Source organism: Microbacterium sp. CFSPD4_SD4 (genome assembly GCF_057364585.1).
Genome location: NZ_JBNFOC010000009.1, coordinates 45,911 through 64,586, shown reverse-complemented (window position 1 = coordinate 64,586; position 18,676 = coordinate 45,911). Strand labels below are relative to the sequence as shown.

The following is an 18,676-nucleotide window of genomic DNA, read 5'->3' as shown; positions in this document are numbered from 1 at the left end:
CCTCCTGTCGGGCTCCGTCACCCGTCGGCCCTCACAGTACGCGCGGCCTCCGACACCCGCCAGAGGCGTCAGAGCCAGCCCTTGTCGGACGCGATCCGCACCGCCTGCGCCCGGTTCTCGGCGCCGGTCTTGCCGATCGCGGCGGAGAGGTGGTTGCGCACCGTGCCCGCCGACAGGAAGACCTCCGCCGCGATGGCCGCCGCGGATCGTCCGTCGGCGGCCAGCCGCAGCACCTGCCGCTCCCGGTCGCTCAGCGGGTTGGCTCCCTCGAACAGGCTCTCCTCGGCGAGTTTCGGATCGAGCACCCGGAGTCCGGCGTGCACGCGGCGCACGGCCGCGGCGAGCTCCTCGGCCGGGGTGTCCTTCACCACGAACCCACTCGCCCCGGCGTCGAGCGCCGCGCGCAGGTACCCGGGTCGCGCGAACGTGGTCACCACGAGCACGCGCGTCTGCGGGCTGGCCGCGCGGATCCGTTTCGTCGCCTCGACGCCGTCCACCCCCGGCATCTGGATGTCCATCAGACACACGTCCGGCTGCAGCTCCTCCGCCAGGCGCAGCGCCTCCGCGCCGTCCGCCGCCAGGCCCTGCACCTCGAGATCCGGCTCCAGGTCGAGCAGGGCCCCGAGCGCCCCGCGGACGAGGGCCTGGTCGTCGGCGATGAGCAGCCGGATCGGAACCGTCGGGGCCGCCGTCACCACGTCACCTCCACCCGCGTGCCCGCCGCCTCGCCGGGCCGCACGGCGAACCCGGCGCCGGCCGCCGCCGCGCGCTCCCGCATCCCCCGGATGCCGTTGCCCTCGCGATGCCCGGTCGCGGACGCGGGCCCGACACCGTCGTCCTCCACGGTGAGCACGCCCGGAGCGATGCGCACACGGACGGCCGCGGCACCGGAGTGCCGCAGCGTGTTGGTCGTCGCCTCGCGGAGGATCCAGCTCGCCGTGATCGCCTGGACCGGCGAGAGGGCGTCCGGGGTCCCGTCCACGACGAGCGCGATGTCCGCGGCGCGCAGCGAATCCTCGGTCGACGCGAGCTGCTCGACGAGGGTCGTCGCCCGCGCACCCGCGACGGTCTGCCGCACTCCGGCGATGGCCTCCGCGGTCAGACGTTCGATGTCGGCGAGCTCGGCCTTGGCGCGCTCCGGGTCGGAGTCCATCAGCCGCCGCACGAGCTGGGCCTTGAGTCCGACGACCGTCAGCGAGTGGCCGATGAGGTCGTGCACGTCGCGCGCCACGGCCTCCCGCCCCTCGCTGGTCGCCAGCTCCCTGCCCAGCCGCTCCGCCTCCGCCGAGCGCACGATGAGCCAGGTCGAGACCGTGTTCACGACGCCGAGGAGGGCGACGATCGCGAGGACGGACAGGTAGGAGAGGTTGTCGGGGATGAGGAAGACGCAGCCGGCCGCCACCACGAGCGCGGCGATGGTCGTGATCCAGTGCCAAGCACGGGTCAGTCCGTACGAGGCGAACGACATGATGAACGGCAGGAAGCTCAGCGCCGACCCGCCCACGGCCGGGATCGTGACCAGCGCGCACGCGATGAGCGCGGCGAACGTGATCCACTGTCGCCGCGAGGGGGTGCGACCGAGGCCCCCTCCGCCGCGCATGCCGTGCAGGAACCCCGTCACATAGAGGACGATGAACGCGACCAGCGCCACCCACCCCGTGACGACCCACGCCGGCGGAGCGGCGGAGGCGAGCAGCGCGAGGACCGGATAGATCAGGAACACGAGCCAGACGACCGCCATCAGCCAGCCGAACCGCGCCCAAGGGTCCTTGCCCGTCCCGGATCGGGCGTCCGCCTCCCGGCCCTCCTGCATCGTCATCCGTCCAACCTACTGTCGCGCCGGGGCGCTCACCGTCGTGACCGCGAGCGCCGCACGCCCACCGTCACCAGCACCGCGAAGACGACGAGCCAGACCGCGACGTTGAGGAGCAGCATCCACAGCTCATCCGTCTGCCCCGTCGTCAGCACGCCCTCCGTCAGCGGCCACCGACTCAGGGCGACGAAGCCGTACAACGGGGTGAATCGGGCGATGTCGAGCATGACGCCGTCGAGCGGCATGAACACGTTGCCGAAGAAGGCGAAGAAGGTCATCGAGATGGACGCGAGCGCGGCGGCGGAGTCGGAGCCGAAGAACAGGCCGACCCCGAGCCCGTAGAGGCCGAACATGAGGCCGATGCCGAGGATGAGGGCGGCGGTCACGACCCAGCGCCAGGCGCCGTCCGCCTCCGCCCCGGTGAGCAGCCCGGCGACGAACACCGCGACGAGGGCGAGCGCCGCAAACGACACGGCGGTGAGCAGCTTCGTCAGGGCGTAGCCGGTGGTCGTCAGCGGCGTCATCGCGAGCTGCCTTCCCCACCCCTGCTTGGCCTCGGTGGCCGCGAGCGAGGTGAGCGAGCTCATCGCCACCGCGGTGCCGTAGGCCGCCATCGAGACCATCACGGAGAAGGAGACGTTGCCGTTGCCGGCGGAGAGCGTGCCGTACCCCATGCCCGCACCGAAGAGCAGGTACATGGCCACGGGCATGGCGAGGGTGAAGGCGAGCGTGTAGGGGTTGCGCAATTGGCGCAGCCCCTCGATGCGCAGCATGGTGGGCGAGACGGTCGTGGTCATGTCAGTCCTCCGTGAGGGCGGTGAAGGCGGTCTCGAGCGTGGGGGCGGCGATCTCCAGGTCGTGCGCTCCCCCGTCGAGCAGCAGGCGGGCGGCGGCGTCGGAGTCGGTGGCGCGGAGGCTGAGGCGGTCCCCGTCGATGCGCACACCGTTCACGCCCTCCGCGGCGGTCAGGGCGGCGACCAGCGCGTCCGACACGGCGGGCACGGTGGCCGAGACCGTACGCTCGCCCAGGCTCGCACGGAGCAGGGCGGTGGGCGCGTCCGCGACAACGGTGCCCCGATGCATGACCACCGTGCGGCGGGCGAACTGCTCCGCCTCCTCCAGATAGTGCGTGGCGAACACGATCGTGCGCCCCGCGTCCGCGTCGGCACGCATCACGTCCCAGAAGTGGCGCCGCGCGGTGACGTCCATACCGGCGGTCGGCTCGTCGAGCACGAGGATGTCGGGATCGGAGATCATCGCGAGCGCGAACTTCACGCGCTGCTGCTCGCCGCCCGAGCACTTGGACACCCGGCGGCGCGCGAGACCGGCGAGGTCGGCACGGCGCATCACCTCCGGCACGCGTGCGAGGGCTTCCCGCCCGTACAGCGAGGCGATCAGCCGCACGGTCTCGCCGACGGTGAGGTCGCCGAGCAGGCCCCCGGTCTGCAGCACGGCTCCGATGGCCCCGTTCGCGGTGGCCCGTTCCGGAGCCGCCCCGAGCACGCGCACGGTCCCGCTGCTGGGGGCGGTGAGCCCGAGGAGCATGTCGAGCGTGGTGGTCTTGCCCGCGCCGTTGGGGCCGAGCAGGGCGACCACCTCGCCGCGCCGGATGGAGAGGTCGACACCGTCGACGGCCGGCACGCGGCGCTCGCCGGTGCCGAAGTGCTTGCGCACGTCGATCAGCTCCAGCGCCACGGGTCTGTCATCGACGGCGGGGGACGCGGAGGACGACGCGACGCGCGGTGCCGCCTCCTGCACGGATGTCTCGTTCATGCCTCCAGCCTCGCGCCGGGGCGCGCGGCCGTCCGGAGGGCGGTGTCATCTCCTCGGCATGACACGTGTCATGCCGAGGTTCAGCGCGCGGGAAGCAGCGCACCGTCCAGGAAGCCCGCCAGCTCGTCCACCCCGTCCAGCGGGAGGATCGCGGCGACGTACTGGTCCGGGCGCACGACGATCACGACGCCGTCACGGGACAGCTCCCGCGCCTCGAAGATGTCCGTGCCGCACCACTTGCTCGGGCCGGCCGCGTAGACCTTCTCCCAGTCGGTGAGTCCGAGCGGGCCGGTCTTCGGCTGGAAGAGCTCGGGCGTCGTCGTGACCTCGACCTCCTCGAAGGGCTGCTGATACACGGCCTTCACGTCGAACACGGCGTCGGCGTCGGCGTCCGCCGGGGTGAACCGTGCGAACACGGGCGCCGCCATCTCCGCCCACGCGGCGAGCGCTTCGCCGGTCCGGTCGCCGAACGCGTAGACCCGCCACCGGCCGTCGGCCTTCGCGTGGTGTCCGAGGTGGACGACGTTGCCGTCCCCGACCCGCACGACCTCCGCCGACTTGAAGCGCTTGCCCAGCGGGTACCCGACGGCGAGCGCCTGGTGGGCGTCCGTGCCGGTGATCATGGAGGACGTGTACTGGGTCATGAACCCGGACGGGAACTCGGCCGTCGCCAGGTAGTACGTGGCCAGCTCGTTCGGGTCGGAGATCTCCTCGGGCTTGCGCGCCATGAGGCTGGACCACTCGCGGTCGAAGTCGATGAGCTGCTGCGCGACGGGACGACGCTCGGCGCCGTACGTGGCCAGCAGCGACTCGGGCGCACGGCCGCTCAGCACGGAACCGAGCTTCCAGCCGAGGTTGAACCCGTCCTGCATCGACACGTTCATGCCCTGGCCGGCTTGGCGCTGTGGGTGTGGCAGGCGTCGCCGGTGAGGAAGACGCGCGGGCTGCGGTCGACGCCGGGGTCGACGTCGTCGAAGCCGTCGGTCACACGGTGGCCGACCTCGTAGACGCTGTGCCAGGCGACCTGCTTCACATCGAGCGTGTAGGGGTGGAGGATCGCATTGGCGCGCCGGATGATCTCCTCGATGGGCGTCTGGCGCACGCGGTGGTCGTCGTCCGCCGCGACCTCGCCGAGGTCGATGTACATGCGGCTGAGGTAGCCGCCCTCCCGCGGGATGTGCAGGATGTTGCCCGCCTTCGAGTTGATCGCGCACTTGGTGCGCCAGTCCGGGAAGTCGGTGTTGACGAGCACGTCCATGACGCCCCAGGCGTGCGCGGCGCTCGCGCCGACGTGCGTGCGTCCGATCGCCTGACGCACGCCGCTCCGGGCGCCGTCGCAGCCCACCACGTACTTCGCCCGGACGACGCGTTCGTCGGCTTCGCCGACATGGCGGACGCGCACCTCGACCGGGTACTCGCCCTCCTCATGCACGGTAAGCCCGAGGAATTCGACGCCGTAGTCCGGCACGATCCGTCCGGGGCCGTCGGCCGCCGCTTCGGCGAAGTAGTCCAGCACGCGGGCCTGGTTGACGATGAGGTGCGGGAACTCGCAGATGTCGTAGGCGTAGTCGGCGGTGCGGGTGGTCCGCACGATCTGATCGGGGTGCTCGGGGTCGGGGCCCCAGAAGTTCATCCAGCCGATGTTGTAGGCCTCGGCGATGATGCGCTCGGCGAAGCCGAAGGCCTGGAAGGTCTCCACGCTGCGGGGCTGGATGCCGTCGGCCTGTCCGAGGACGAGGCGGCCCTCGCGCTTCTCGATGATGCGGGTCGTGATGTCGGGGTACTGCGACATCTGTGCCGCGAGCAGCATGCCCGCGGGCCCGGAGCCGACGATGAGGACGTCGACCTCGTCGGGCAGGGCGGCGGGGCGGTCGATCCCGGTGCCGGCGGCGTCCTGCACGCGCGGGTCTCCGGACACATAGCCGTGGTGGTGGAACTGCATCGTCGTCGATTCCTTCCGGACGTCTTCGTCGGGTGTTGCGTCCAGGAACACTGTGTTCTATATTCGAACACAGTGTTCTACTATTGAACACAGCCTAGACCGGTGCCTCGCGCATCGCAAGGAGAGCCATGTCCGAGCGCCCCGCCGCCCCCGCCTCGCAGACGCTGAGCCGCGGCATCCGCATCCTCGAGGTGCTCGCCGACGCCCGCGGTGCGCTGACCATCGACGACATCGCCGGACGCCTCGAGGTGCATCGCTCCATCGCCTACCGGCTTCTCCGCACCCTCGAGGATCACGGTCTCGTCACCCGCGACGCGAGCGGCGCCGTGAGCCTCGGCGCTCGCATGGCCGCCCTCGCCGCCGGTGTCGCCCACGACCTCCAGGCCGAGGCCCTGCCGGAGCTCACCGCCATCGCGAACGAGCTCGGCATGACCTGCTTCCTCGCCGTCCTGGACGGGGCCGAGTGCATCACCCTCGCCAGCGTCGAGCCGCGGCACGCCGTCGCCAGCGTCGCCCAGCGGCCCGGCGCGCGGCACTCCGTCACGGTCGGCGCCCCAGGGAAGGCGATCCTCGCGCAGCTCGACGGCGCGGAGGTTCCCGTCGCCATCTCCCCCGCCCTGCGCGCCGACGTCGACAGCGCCGCCGCGCGCGGCTACGCCACGAGCCACGACGAGGTCATCCCCACGGTCCAGTCCGTCGCCGTCCCGCTGCGTCTGCGCGGCCAGCGTCCCGCCGCGATCGCGGTCGTGCACGTCGCGACCGACCTGGACGACGGGGAGATCGCCGCGCGCCTCCGGCGCTCCGCCGACCTCATCCGCGAGGCCCTCGAGGGCTGAGCCGGAACACACGAGAGCGCACGCCCCTCAGGGACGTGCGCTCTCGTGGCAGGGAGGTCAGACCTTCGCGAGCCCGCGGATCGGGCTGACGGACTGCTCCTCCTCGTGGTCCGGACCGAGCGGGATGCCCGAGCGGTCGCGCAGCAGGAGCGTGGCGACGAGGCCGAGGAGGGTCATGCCCGCGAGGTACCAGGTGACCGCCTCGGTGGAGCCGGTCTGATCGACGATGAACGTCGCGATCGTGGGCGCGAAGGCGCCACCGGCGATCGCGCCGATCGCGTACGAGATGGAGACGCCGGAGAACCGGATGCTCGCGGGGAACAGCTCGGTGTACAGCGCCGCCTGCGGCCCGTAGGTGAAGCCCAGGCCGATCGTGAGGATCGCGAGACCGGCGAACAGCAGCCCCACCTCGCCGGTGTTGACGAGCGGGAACAGCGTGAACACGCCGACGAGCTGGAGCACCCAGCCGATGAGGTAGGTCGTGCGACGGCCGATGCGGTCGGACACCCAGCCGGCCAGCAGCGTGGTGAGCAGCCAGGTGACGGCCGATCCGGTGACCGCCCACAGCACGGGCCCGCGCTCGAGGCCGATGGGCCCCTCGGGGTTCGTGGCATAGCCCTGGATGTAGCCGCCGGTGGTCATGTAGCCCACGGCGTTGTTCCCGGCGAAGACGAGGGCGGCGATGATGACGAGCAGCAGGTGCTTGCGGAAGAGCTGCACGATCGGCATCTTCGCCTTCTCCTTGCGCTCGGCGAGCTCGGCGAACACCGGGCTCTCCTCCACGCGACGGCGGACGTAGTAGCCGACGAGGATCAGCACGACGCTCAGCAGGAACGGCACGCGCCAGCCCCAGGCGAGGAACTGGTCCCCCGGAGCGATCGCGGTCATCAGCGCCATGACCCCCGACGCGAGCAGCAGGCCGAGCGGCACGCCGATCTGCGGGGAGGCGCCGAAGATGCCGCGCTTCTTGCGCGGGGCGTGCTCGACGGCCATCAGCACCGCGCCGCCCCACTCGCCGCCGGCCGAGATGCCCTGCACGATGCGCAGCAGCACGAGGAGGATCGGCGCCATGACGCCGATGGTCTCGTACGTGGGGAGCAGACCGATCAGGGCGGTCGCGGCCCCCATGAGGATCAGCGTCCACATCAGCACGGCCTTGCGGCCGAGCTTGTCGCCGTAGTGGCCGGCGAGGAACGCGCCGAGGGGCCGGAAGAGGAAGCTCACACCGACCGTGGCGAAGCCGACGAGAGCGCTGTTGGCGCCGAGCGGCGCGAAGAAGAGCTGTCCGAAGACCAGCCCGACCGCCGTGGCGTAGATGAAGAAGTCGTACCACTCGACGGTGGTCCCGACGACGGTGGCGAAGACGACACGACGCCGGTCGGCCGCCGTCGCGATGGTTCCGGTGGGCGTGAACCCACCCTGTGACTGCCCGCTCATGGGGTGTCTCCTTTGTGCTTGTGACCGCGTTGTCACGGCGCGCCCGGACGTGAATCCGATCCGCTTGCCGAGGGGTGAGACGATGATATATGATTTCGGATACGACGCACAATGCGTCCTGACGAGCGCGAGGAGGCGCATCCGTGACGGACACCATCGCCCGCCCGGGGAAGATCATCGCGATCCACCTGAGCTACGCCTCGCGGGCCGACCAGCGCGGTCGACGCCCCGCCCACCCCTCCTATTTCTTCAAGCCGGCCAGTTCGGTCGGGGTCTCCGGCGGCACCGTCGAGCGTCCCGCCGGCACCGAGCTGCTCGCGTTCGAAGGGGAGATCGCGCTGATCATCGGCGCCCCGGCCCGCCGGGTCGCCCTCGCCGACGCCTGGGACCACGTACAGTGGGTGACCGCCTCGAACGATCTCGGTCTCTACGATCTGCGCGCCAACGACAAGGGCTCCAACGTCCGCTCCAAGGGCGGCGACGGGTACACCCCGCTCGGTCCGGAGCTGATCGACGCCCGCACGGTCGACCCGGCGGCCCTCCGCGTGCGCGCCTGGGTGAACGGCGAGCTCCGCCAGGACGACACCACCGCCGGCCTCATCTTCCCGCTGGCCCAGCTCGTCGCCGACCTCTCCCAGCACTTCACGCTGGAGACCGGCGACGTGATCCTCACGGGCACCCCCGCGGGCTCGTCGGTCATCGTCCCCGGCGACGTGGTCGAGATCGAGGTCGACGCCCCGGACGCCCCCGGCGCCCCCACGTCCGGCCGCCTCGTCACGACGGTCACGCAGGGGGATGTCCCCTTCGACGGCGACCTCGGCTCGCTCCCCGCGGTGGACGACCTCCAGCGCACCGAGGCCTGGGGCTCCCGCGAGCTCGCCGGCCTGCCCGCCGAGGACACCGCGCCCACGCTCACCCCCGAGCTCCGCGCCCAGCTCCTCGAAGCCCCCACCGCCGGCCTCTCGGCCCAGCTGCGCAAGCGCGGACACCACTCCTGCTTCATCGACGGCGTCTCCGCCAACCTCCCGGATACGAAGATCGTCGGCACCGCCAAGACCCTCCGCTTCGTGCCGTTCCGCGAAGACCTGTTCCGCAGTCACGGCGGCGGGTACAATGCCCAGAAGCGCGCGTTCGACGCGGTCGCCGCAGGCGAGGTCATCGTCATCGAGGCCCGCGGCGACGCGACCACCGGCACGCTCGGCGACATCCTCGCCCTGCGCGCGCAGACCCGCGGCGCGGCGGGCGTGGTCACCGACGGCGGTGTCCGCGACTTCCAGGCCGTCGCCGAGATCGGGCTTCCTGTCTTCTCGCAGGGTGCGCACCCTCGGTGCTCGGCCGCAAGCACGTGCCGTGGGACGTCGACGTGACGATCTCGTGCGGCGGTGCCACCGTGCAGCCCGGCGACATCATCGTCGGCGACAGCGACGGCGTGATCGTGATCCCGCCGGCTCTCGCCGCCGAGGTCGCCGCCGACGCCGTGGCCCAGGAGATCGAGGACGCCTGGATCGCCGAGCAGGTCGCCGCCGGGCACCCGGTCGACGGCCTCTTCCCGATGAACGCCGAATGGCGCGCCCGCTACGAGCAGGCGACCGGCACCGGAGCGGAGCGGAAGTGAGCACGGTCGAGAGCGCCAGCAAGTCGGAGCAGGCGTACGCCTGGATCCGCGCGCGCATCTCGGCGCACACCTACGGCCCTGGCTACCGCCTGGTCCTCGGTCCGATCGCCGAGGAGCTGGGGATGAGCGTGGTCCCGGTGCGCGAGGCGATCCGCCGCCTGGAGGCCGAGGGGCTCGTGACCTTTGAGCGCAACGTCGGCGCCCGCGTGACCCTCGTGGACGAGGGCGAGTACGCCCACACGATGCAGACGCTCGGACTCGTCGAAGGGGCGGCCACCGCGCTGTCCGCTCCCCTGCTCGACGCGGACGCGCTCGCGCAGGCCGCCGAGGTCAACGAGCGCATGAGCCGCCTGCTCGACCACTTCGACCCGCACACGTTCACCGAGCTCAACCGGCAGTTCCACTCCGTGCTGTTCGAGCCGTGCCCCAACCCGCACCTGCTCGACCTCGTGCACCGCGGCTGGGCCCGGCTGTCCGGCATCCGCGACTCGACCTTCGCCTACGTGCCCGGCCGCGCCCACCACTCGGTCGACGAGCACACCCAGATCCTCGAGCTGATCCGCGACGGCGCCGAGCCGCTGGAGATCGAGCTCGCCGCCCGCAACCACCGGTGGCGCACGAGGGACGCGTTCCTCGACGCCCTGCACACCCGTTCCGTCCCCGCCGAAGGAGAAGCATCATGACCGACTCCCGCATCCCCGCCGACCTGCCCGACCACATCCAGCACTACATCGACGGCGCCTTCGTCGACTCGATCGACGGCGACACGTTCGACGTGCTCGATCCGGTGACGAACCAGACCTACACGACGGCCGCCGCCGGCAAGAAGGCCGACATCGAGCGGGCCGTCGCCGCCGCCAAGCGCGCCTTCGACGAAGGTCCCTGGCCGCGGATGCTCCCGCGTGAGCGCTCGCGCGTGCTGCACAGGATCGCCGACATCGTGGAGTCGCGGGACGCCCGGCTCGCGGAGCTGGAGTCGTACGACTCCGGCCTGCCGATCACGCAGGCCCTCGGTCAGGCCCGCCGCGCCGCCGAGAACTTCCGCTTCTTCGCCGACCTGATCGTCGCCCAGGCCGACGACGCCTTCAAGGTGCCGGGCAAGCAGATGAACTACGTCAACCGCAAGCCGATCGGCGTCGCCGGGCTCATCACCCCGTGGAACACGCCGTTCATGCTCGAGTCCTGGAAGCTCGGCCCCGCGCTCGCCACCGGCAACACGGTCGTCCTCAAGCCTGCCGAGTTCACGCCCCTCTCCGCCTCGCTGTGGGCGGGCATCTTCGAGGAGGCGGGCCTGCCGCAGGGCGTCTTCAACCTCGTCAACGGCCTCGGCGAAGACGCCGGCGACGCGCTGGTGAAGCACCCCGACGTGCCGCTCATCTCCTTCACCGGCGAGAGCCGCACGGGGCAGATCATCTTCGGCAACGCCGCGCCGTTCCTCAAGGGCCTGTCGATGGAGCTCGGCGGCAAGTCGCCCGCCGTGGTCTTCGCGGACGCCGACCTGGAGGCCGCCGTCGACGCGACCATCTTCGGCGTCTTCTCCCTCAACGGCGAGCGCTGCACCGCCGGGTCCCGCATCATCGTGGAGCGCTCGATCTACGAGGAGTTCGTGGAGCGCTATGCCGCGCAGGCGCAGCGCGTCAAGGTCGGCTACCCGCACGACCCCGAGACCGAGGTCGGCGCTCTCGTGCACCCCGAGCACTACGACAAGGTGATGTCCTACGTCGAGATCGGCAAGACCGAGGGCCGTCTGGTCGCCGGCGGCGGTCGTCCCGAGGGCTTCGAAGAGGGGAACTTCGTCGCCCCGACGGTGTTCGCCGACGTGGCCCCCGACGCCCGCATCTTCCAGGAGGAGATCTTCGGCCCGGTCGTCGCAATCACCCCGTTCGACTCCGACGAGGAGGCGCTGGCGCTCGCGAACAACACGAAGTACGGCCTCGCGGCCTACATCTGGACGAACGACCTCAAGCGCGCCCACACGTTCGCGCAGTCCGTCGAGGCCGGCATGGTGTGGCTGAACAGCAACAACGTCCGCGACCTGCGCACGCCGTTCGGCGGCGTGAAGGCGTCGGGCCTGGGCCACGAGGGCGGCTACCGCTCCATCGACTTCTACACCGACCAGCAGAGCGTGCACATCACGCTCGCCTCGACCCCGCACAACCCGACGTTCGGCAAGAACTGACGCCCGCCGGACACAAGCAAGGACGCTGACATGACCGACAAGACCGCCAAGACCCTCACCTCCTCCGGCTACTACGTGAGCCAGGAGGCCCCGATCCAGAGCGACAACCCCGTCGCGACGCCGAAGAGCACGCCGCCGGACATCCTGCGCTGCGCGTACATGGAGCTCGTCGTGACCGACCTGGCCGCCTCGCGGCAGTTCTACGTCGACATCCTGGGCCTGTACGTGACCGAGGAGGACGACGAGGCGATCTACCTGCGCTCGACCGAGGAGTTCATCCACCACAACCTCGTGCTGCGTCAGGGGCCCATCGCCGCGGTCGCCGCGTTCTCATACCGGGTGCGCGCCGCGGAGGACCTCGACCGCGCCGTGGAGTTCTACACGGAACTCGGCTGCGATGTCCGTCGTCAGGAGAACGGCTTCGTGAAGGGCATCGGCGACTCCGTGCGCGTCGTCGATCCGCTGGGCTTCCCGTACGAGTTCTTCTACGCCACCGAGCACGTGGAGCGCCTGTCCTGGCGGTACGACCTGCACACCCCCGGCGAGCTCGTGCGCCTCGACCACTTCAACCAGGTCACCCCCGACGTGCCGCGCGCGGTGCGCCACTACCAGGACCTCGGCTTCCGCGTGACGGAGGACATCCAGGACGACGAGGGCACCGTGTACGCCGCGTGGATGCGCCGCAAGCCCACCGTGCACGACACCGCGGCGACGGGCGGCGACGGTCCGCGCATGCACCACGTCGCCTTCGCGACGCACGAGAAGCACAACATCCTCGCGATCTGCGACAAGCTCGGGGCGCTGCGCCGCTCCGACGCCATCGAGCGCGGCCCCGGCCGGCACGGCGTCTCCAACGCGTTCTACCTCTACCTGCGCGACCCGGACGGCCACCGCGTCGAGATCTACACGCAGGACTACTACACCGGCGACCCGGACAACCCGGTCGTCACGTGGGACGTGCACGACAACCAGCGCCGCGACTGGTGGGGCACCCCGGTGGTGCCCTCCTGGTACACCGACGCCTCGCTCGTGCTCGACCTCGACGGCAACCCGCAGCCCGTCGTCGCCCGCACGGACTCCAGCGAGATGGCCGTGACGATCGGCGCCGACGGCTTCTCCTACACCCGCGCGGACGAGGGCGAGACCTCGATGCCCGAGTACAAGCAGGGCGAGTACAAGCTCGGCCACCAGCTCTAGGAGACGCTCATGCTGCCTGAGGAGACCATCGCGCAGATCGCCGCGGAGCTCGCGGAAGCCGACCGCACGCACGGGGTGATCCCGCGCATCACCGCGCGGTACCCGGAGGCGACCGTGGAGGACTCCTACGCCATCCAGGGCGTGTGGCGGGATTCGCAGGTCGCGGCGGGCCGCCGGCTGGTCGGGCGCAAGATCGGCCTGACGTCGAAGGCCATGCAGCAGGCGACGGGGATCACCGAGCCCGACTACGGCGTCATGTTCGACGACACCGTGTACGAGTCGGGCGCGGAGATCCCCACGGATCACTTCTCCAACGTCCGCATCGAGGTCGAGCTGGCGTTCGTGCTCAAGGAACCGCTGGAGGGCCCCGACTGCACACTGGAGGACGCCCTCGCCGCGATCGACTACGCCGTGCCGGCCCTCGAGGTGCTGAACTCGCACATCGAGCTCGAGGGCCGCACGATCGTCGACACCATCAGCGACAACGCCGCGTACGGGGCGATGGTGCTGGGGACCGTGCGCAAGCGCCCGGACGAGATCGACCTGCGCTGGGTGCCCGGCGTGCTGTCCCGCAACGGGGAGATCGAGGAGACCGGTGTCGCCGCCGGCGTGCTCGGGCATCCGGCCACCGGGGTCGCGTGGCTCGCGAACAAGTTCCATCAGCACGGCGCGCGTCTGGAGGCGGGCGAGATCATCCTGGCAGGATCGTTCACACGCCCGATGTGGGTGTCGCGCGGCGACGAGGTGCTGTGCGACTACGGACCGATGGGGACCATCACATGCCGCTTCGTCTAGACCCGTCCTTCCGCGCGCAGCTCGACGCGTCCGATCGTCCCTTCGTGGGGATGTGGGTGTGCTCCGGGAGCCCGCTGCTCGCCGAGGTCGCCGCGGGCTCCGGGCTGGACTGGCTGCTCATCGACATGGAGCACTCGGCGAACACGCTCGAGTCCGTGCTGACCCAGCTCCAGGCGGTCGCGGCCTATCCGGTCGCCCCGCTCGTCCGGGTGCCCTTCAACGATGCGGTCGCGATCAAGCAGGTGCTCGACCTCGGCGCGCAGAACCTCATCGTGCCGATGGTGTCGTCCGCCGACGAGGCCAGGGCTGCCGTGGCCGCGACCCGTTATCCCCCCGAGGGCGTCCGCGGCGTCGGCAGCGCCCTCGCCCGCAGCGCCCGCTGGAACCGCGTCGACCGCTACCTGCAGGAGTCGGCGCAGCACGTGTCGCTCACGGTGCAGATCGAGACGGCCGCGGGGGTCGGGGCCGCCGCCGACATCGCCGCGGTCGACGGGGTGGACGCGGTGTTCGTCGGCCCCTCCGACCTGTCCGCGTCGATGGGCCTGCTCGGACAGCAGACGCATCCGGACGTGGTCGCCGCTGTGGAGTCGGTGTTCGCCGCGGTGCACGGTGCCGGGAAGCCCGTGGGCGTGAACGCCTTCGATCCCTCCGCCGCCGACGCGTATCTCGCGGCGGGTGCGGACTTCGTGGCCGTGGGCGCCGACGTCGCCCTCCTCGCCCGTGCCTCCGAGGCCCTCGCCGCCCGCTTCCTCCCCCGCTCCGACGCCTCCGGCCGCCCCAGCTACTGACTTCGAGTCGCGCAAATGGCTCCATCCGCGGCCGGAATGGGGCCATTTGCGCGATTCGAAGCGGCCGGGAAGGATGAGCCGGTGCACAGACTGGCGGCGATGCAGGACCGCAACTTCCGGTGGTTCTTCCTCGCGCGCGCCCTGACGCTCGTCACGGGCTCGATGTCGGCCATCGCCCTGGCGTTCGCGGTGCTCGAGATCGACAACGACGCCCGGTCGCTCTCGATCGTGCTGGCCGCCTTCACGATCAGCAACATCGTGTTCGTCCTGTTCGGGGGCGTCGTCGCCGACCGCCTCCCCCGCGCTCTCATCATCCAGTCCTGCTACGTCGTGGACATCCTGTCGGTCGGAGCGATGGCGGCTCTCCTGTTCACCGGCACGGCCACGGTCCCGCTCCTCGCCGTGCTCTCCGCGATCAACGGCGCCTCGTCCGCGTTCGTGCTCCCCGCGATGCAGGGCATCATCCCGCAGCTGACCACCCCCGCGCACCTCCAGCAGGCGAACGCGATGCTGTCGTTCGTCCGCTCGGCCGTCACGATCGGCGGCCCGGTCGTCGCGGGCGTCCTGGTCGCCACCGCAGGACCCGCGTGGGCCATGGTCGTGCAGGCGGCGGGGTGGCTGCTCGCGATCCCGGTCCTCGCGCTCGTGAAGCTCCCGCCGCCCGCGGCCTCCGGCGGCACCACGATGTTCCACGACCTCCGGGTGGGGTGGCACGAGTTCTGGAACCGCTCCTGGCTGTGGACCATCGTGCTGGCCTTCATGATCATGAACGCGATCCACGTCGGCGCCTGGGGCGTCGTCGGCCCGTACATCGCGAAGAACGACGATCGCCTCGGCATCTCCGGCTGGGGGTGGGTCGTGAGCGCGGAGGGCGCAGGAGTCCTGGTGATGACCCTGCTGCTGATGTGGTTCCCGCTCCGCCGGCCCCTGCGCTACGGGATGATCGGGATGGCGGCGTTCGCCCTGCCGCTCACCCTCCTCGGCGTGCACCCGGCCGTGGTCCTGCTGGCGATGGCGGCGTTCGTCGCCGGAGCCGGAGCCGAGGTCTTCGCGACCGGCTGGAACCTCGCGATGATGGAGAACATCCCCGGGGAGAAGCTCTCGCGGGTCGCGAGCTACGACATGCTCGGCAGCTTCGTGGTGATGCCCATCGGCACGCTCGTGTACGGCTGGCTCATCACGCACGCGGAGCCGGCCACCGTGCTCACCACCTCCGCGGTCCTCTATGCGGCGATCGCCCTGATCACCCTGCTCGTCCCCGCGGTGTGGCGGATGGGGCGGCCCGCGGCGGCCGTCCCGGAGCGCGCGGGAGTGGCGGATTCATAGCAATCCCGGCGAGACTGTGGGCATGACCTTCCCCCCGCTGCAGCCCCTCGCCGACCGTGCCGCCCTCTTCACCGCGCTCCGCCAGGACGCCCTCTCCGCGGCCGCCGATGCGCTCGGCGAGCACCGGTGGGACGCCGACCTCGCGGCGGGAACGCTGACCTTCACCGCGAACGACGACCCGACCCGGCAGCTCGTGACCCGCGCGCACCTCATCGCCACGATCGCCCCCGGCCCCCGCTCGCTGCTGTGGGCGTGGGCGCACCCCCAGGGCGACCCCCAGGGTGTCGCGGCGCAGCTCCGCGCGTACGGCGAGCAGCACGGGATCGCCGAGCTCACCGCCCCCGAGGTCCCGTTTCCGGCCGATGCCTCGGGCGACGCGGAGTGGATCGCCCGCGCGGCGCACACGATCGGCGGCGTGGCGGTCGAGCTCACCGGGCGCTCCCCCTACTACTCGGCCCCCGTCGACGGCGGCACCCGCGCGGTGTTCCTGCTCGACGCCCCGCTCGCCCCGCTCACGGTCGCCGACACGGTGGCGGCCCTGCCCCGCACCCTCGCGCAGACGCCCCTCCCCGACGCCCGCACGGCGGTCTGGGACCTCGCGCGTCTCGCCGGCTGGACCCTCACCTGGACGGACGAGTCCTTCTCCGGCGCCACGGTGACGGACGCCTCGGGCACCGCGACGATCCGCTTCGACGAGCAGGCCCGGATCAGCGGCGTGGAGAGCTCGCTGCACGGCCACGGCTGAGTCCGCGGAATCGCACGAACGCCGCAGAGATCACTCGGATCCCTGCGGCGTTCGCGTGAATCTGCGACGCGGCGCGGAGGTCAGACCGTCCGCTCGGCCGCCTCGACGACGTTGGTCATGAGCAGGGCGACGGTCATCGGCCCCACCCCTCCCGGATTCGGCGACAGGTACCCGGCGACCTCGGCGACCTCGGGAGCGACGTCGCCGAAGACGAGGTTCTTCCCGGTCTCCGGGTCGGTCTCGCGGGTCACGCCGACATCCAGCACCGCGGCTCCGGGCTTGACGTCCTCGGCGCGGATGAGGTGCTTCACGCCGGCCGCCGCCACGATCACGTCGGCCTCGCGGAGGTAACGCGGCATGTCGACCGTGCCGGTGTGCGTCAGCGTGACCGTGGCGTTGAGGTCGCGACGCGTCAGCAGCAGCCCGATCGAACGCCCGATCGTGACACCCCGACCGACGACCACGACGTGCTTGCCTTTGAGGTCGTAGTCGTTGCGCAGCAGCAGCTCGATGACCCCGCGCGGGTGCACGGCAGCGGCGTGTGGATCGGCGCGTTGACGTTGAGGACGAGGCGCCCGAGGTTGGTCGGGTGCAGCCCGTCCGCGTCCTTCGCCGGATCGATCCGCTCCAGGATCGCGTCGGTGTCGAGGTGCTTCGGCAGCGGCAGCTGCACGATGTACCCGTGGCAGGCGGGATCGGCGTTGAGCTCGTCGATCAGCGCCTCGACGTCGGCCTGGGTGGCGTCAGCCGGCAGCTCGCGCTGGATCGAGTTCATCCCGATCGCCTCGGACTGCCGGTGCTTCATGCCCACGTAGAGCTGCGAGGCGGGGTCGGCTCCCACCAGCACCGTGGCGATGCCGGGGGTGACGCCCTTCTCCTTCAGCGCGGCGACCCGCTCCGTCAGCTCGGCGCGGATCTCGGCCGCCGCCGCCTTGCCGTCGAGGACGACCGCGGTCACTGCTGCAGGTCCGGGTAGAGCGGGAAGGCCGCGGCGAGCGCGTCCACGCGGGCGCGGAGCGCCTCGATGTCGGCACCGGGGAGCAGCGCGAGGGCGATGATGTCGGCCACCTCGGTGAACTCGGCGTCGCCGAAGCCGCGGGTCGCGAGCGCGGGCGTGCCGATCCGCAGGCCCGAGGTCACCATCGGCGGACGCGGGTCGTTCGGCACGGCGTTGCGGTTCACGGTGATGTGGATGTCGTGCAGGAGGTCCTCCGCCTGCTTGCCGTCGATCTCGGCGTCGCGGAGGTCGACGAGCACGAGGTGCACGTCCGTGCCGCCCGAGCGCACGGCGATGCCGGCGTCCTTCACGTCCTGCTGCGACAGGCGCTCGGCGATGAGCTTCGCCCCGCGCAGCACACGCTCCTGGCGCTCCTTGAACTCCGGCGTGCCGGCGAGCTTGAAGGCGGTCGCCTTCGCCGCGATCACGTGCATCAGCGGACCACCCTGCTGGCCGGGGAAGACCGCGGTGTTGATCTTCTTGGCGAGGTCGGCGTCGTTGGTGAGGATGAAGCCCGAGCGGGGGCCGCCGATGGTCTTGTGCACGGTGGAGGACACGACGTGCGCGTGCGGCACCGGGTTGGGGTGCAGGCCGGCGGCGACGAGGCCGGCGAAGTGCGCCATGTCGACCCAGAGGATCGCGCCCACCTCGTCGGCGATGGCACGGAACGCGGCGAAGTCCATCGTCCGCGGGTAGGCGGACCACCCGGCGATGATGACCTTGGGCTTGTGCTCGATGGCGAGGCGGCGGACCTCGTCCATGTCGATCGTCGAGGTCTCGGCGTCGACCCCGTAGGCCACGATGTCGTACAGGCGGCCGGAGAAGTTGATCTTCATGCCGTGCGTGAGGTGGCCGCCCTGGTCGAGCGAGAGGCCGAGCAGGGTGTCGCCGGGGCGGGCGATCGCGTGCAGGACCGCGGCGTTCGCGGACGCACCGGAGTGCGGCTGGACGTTCGCGAACTCGGCGCCGAACAGGCTCTTGGCGCGGGAGATGGCGAGCTCCTCCGCGACGTCGACCTCCTCGCAGCCGCCGTAGTAGCGGCGGCCGGGGTAGCCCTCGGCGTACTTGTTGGTGAGCACCGAGCCCTGCGACTGCAGGACCGAGACGGGGACGAAGTTCTCCGAGGCGATCATCTCGAGGAAGGTCTGCTGACGCTTCAGCTCGCGATCGAGGACCTCGGCGATCTCCGGGTCGACCTCGGACAGCGGGGCGTTGAAGTAACGGTCGGTCATG

14 protein-coding genes and 3 pseudogenes are annotated in these 18,676 nt (G+C 71.2%); 9 read left to right on the top strand and 8 right to left on the bottom strand.

The window, feature by feature from the left end; all coding sequences use genetic code 11:
- Window positions 1-68 precede the first annotated feature (68 nt).
- The 5 genes and pseudogenes from AC2W7E_RS13240 to AC2W7E_RS13220 all read right to left on the bottom strand — a co-directional run bounded on the left by AC2W7E_RS13240 (window position 69) and on the right by AC2W7E_RS13220 (window position 5,528).
- Window positions 69-695: a response regulator transcription factor gene (locus AC2W7E_RS13240; protein WP_036292686.1), complete on the bottom strand. Its 627-nt coding sequence runs from the start codon at window positions 693-695 to the stop codon at window positions 69-71.
- Window positions 692-1,819: a sensor histidine kinase gene (locus tag AC2W7E_RS13235; RefSeq protein ID WP_085606805.1), complete on the bottom strand. Its 1,128-nt coding sequence runs from the start codon at window positions 1,817-1,819 to the stop codon at window positions 692-694. The genes AC2W7E_RS13240 and AC2W7E_RS13235 overlap by 4 nt, the downstream gene beginning before the upstream one ends.
- Before the next feature lie 29 nt (window positions 1,820-1,848).
- Window positions 1,849-2,610, bottom strand: a complete 762-nt coding sequence (locus AC2W7E_RS13230) for an ABC transporter permease (protein ID WP_085606807.1) — start codon at window positions 2,608-2,610, stop codon at window positions 1,849-1,851.
- A 1-nt stretch (window position 2,611) separates the two neighbouring features.
- Complete coding sequence (locus AC2W7E_RS13225; RefSeq protein WP_485989294.1) at window positions 2,612-3,586, bottom strand: ABC transporter ATP-binding protein; 975 nt, start codon at window positions 3,584-3,586, stop codon at window positions 2,612-2,614.
- 80 nt (window positions 3,587-3,666) lie between these two features.
- Window positions 3,667-5,528: pseudogene (locus AC2W7E_RS13220) on the bottom strand (FAD-dependent monooxygenase).
- Window positions 5,529-5,656: 128 nt separating this feature from the next.
- Between AC2W7E_RS13220 and AC2W7E_RS13215 the strand changes: the two are divergent.
- Window positions 5,657-6,364: an IclR family transcriptional regulator gene (locus AC2W7E_RS13215; RefSeq protein ID WP_126894096.1), complete on the top strand. Its 708-nt coding sequence runs from the start codon at window positions 5,657-5,659 to the stop codon at window positions 6,362-6,364.
- 57 nt (window positions 6,365-6,421) lie between these two features.
- On the opposite strand, the gene AC2W7E_RS13210 is transcribed toward AC2W7E_RS13215, so the two are convergent.
- Window positions 6,422-7,801, bottom strand: coding sequence for an MFS transporter (locus tag AC2W7E_RS13210; protein WP_085606813.1), 1,380 nt, complete (start codon window positions 7,799-7,801; stop codon window positions 6,422-6,424).
- Window positions 7,802-7,944: 143 nt separating this feature from the next.
- Between AC2W7E_RS13210 and AC2W7E_RS13205 the strand changes: the two are divergent.
- From AC2W7E_RS13205 to AC2W7E_RS13170, 8 genes and pseudogenes are all read left to right on the top strand, one after another.
- A pseudogene (locus AC2W7E_RS13205) lies at window positions 7,945-9,416 on the top strand (fumarylacetoacetate hydrolase family protein).
- Window positions 9,413-10,099 carry a GntR family transcriptional regulator gene (locus AC2W7E_RS13200; protein ID WP_025103811.1) on the top strand — a complete coding sequence of 229 codons (687 nt, stop codon included), beginning with the start codon at window positions 9,413-9,415 and terminating at the stop codon, window positions 10,097-10,099. The pseudogene AC2W7E_RS13205 and the gene AC2W7E_RS13200 overlap by 4 nt, the downstream one beginning before the upstream one ends.
- Complete coding sequence (hpaE, locus tag AC2W7E_RS13195) at window positions 10,096-11,595, top strand: 5-carboxymethyl-2-hydroxymuconate semialdehyde dehydrogenase (RefSeq protein WP_126894097.1); 1,500 nt, start codon at window positions 10,096-10,098, stop codon at window positions 11,593-11,595. Before AC2W7E_RS13200 ends, hpaE begins: the two co-directional genes overlap by 4 nt.
- 30 nt (window positions 11,596-11,625) lie before the next feature.
- A complete protein-coding gene (gene hpaD / locus AC2W7E_RS13190) occupies window positions 11,626-12,792 on the top strand; it encodes a 3,4-dihydroxyphenylacetate 2,3-dioxygenase (RefSeq protein WP_025103809.1) in 1,167 nt (388 codons plus the stop codon).
- A gap of 9 nt (window positions 12,793-12,801) precedes the next feature.
- Window positions 12,802-13,587: a fumarylacetoacetate hydrolase family protein gene (locus AC2W7E_RS13185; protein ID WP_062766317.1), complete on the top strand. Its 786-nt coding sequence runs from the start codon at window positions 12,802-12,804 to the stop codon at window positions 13,585-13,587.
- Window positions 13,572-14,375, top strand: a complete 804-nt coding sequence (locus AC2W7E_RS13180; RefSeq protein WP_485989293.1) for an HpcH/HpaI aldolase family protein — start codon at window positions 13,572-13,574, stop codon at window positions 14,373-14,375. The genes AC2W7E_RS13185 and AC2W7E_RS13180 overlap by 16 nt, the downstream gene beginning before the upstream one ends.
- 81 nt (window positions 14,376-14,456) lie before the next feature.
- Window positions 14,457-15,701, top strand: a complete 1,245-nt coding sequence (locus tag AC2W7E_RS13175) for an MFS transporter (protein WP_485989292.1) — start codon at window positions 14,457-14,459, stop codon at window positions 15,699-15,701.
- A gap of 22 nt (window positions 15,702-15,723) precedes the next feature.
- Window positions 15,724-16,446 (top strand): DUF6882 domain-containing protein, encoded by a 723-nt coding sequence (locus tag AC2W7E_RS13170; protein ID WP_085606823.1) that lies wholly within the window; start codon window positions 15,724-15,726, stop codon window positions 16,444-16,446.
- 80 nt (window positions 16,447-16,526) lie between these two features.
- Here the strand turns inward: AC2W7E_RS13170 and AC2W7E_RS13165 are convergent.
- Together AC2W7E_RS13165 and glyA are read right to left on the bottom strand one after the other, a co-directional pair.
- Window positions 16,527-17,404, bottom strand: a pseudogene (locus tag AC2W7E_RS13165) (bifunctional methylenetetrahydrofolate dehydrogenase/methenyltetrahydrofolate cyclohydrolase).
- On the bottom strand, window positions 17,401-18,675 hold the full coding sequence (gene glyA, locus AC2W7E_RS13160; RefSeq protein WP_025103803.1) for a serine hydroxymethyltransferase: 1,275 nt from the start codon (window positions 18,673-18,675) through the stop codon (window positions 17,401-17,403). The pseudogene AC2W7E_RS13165 and the gene glyA overlap by 4 nt, the downstream one beginning before the upstream one ends.
- Between the last annotated feature and the right edge of the window lies 1 nt (window position 18,676).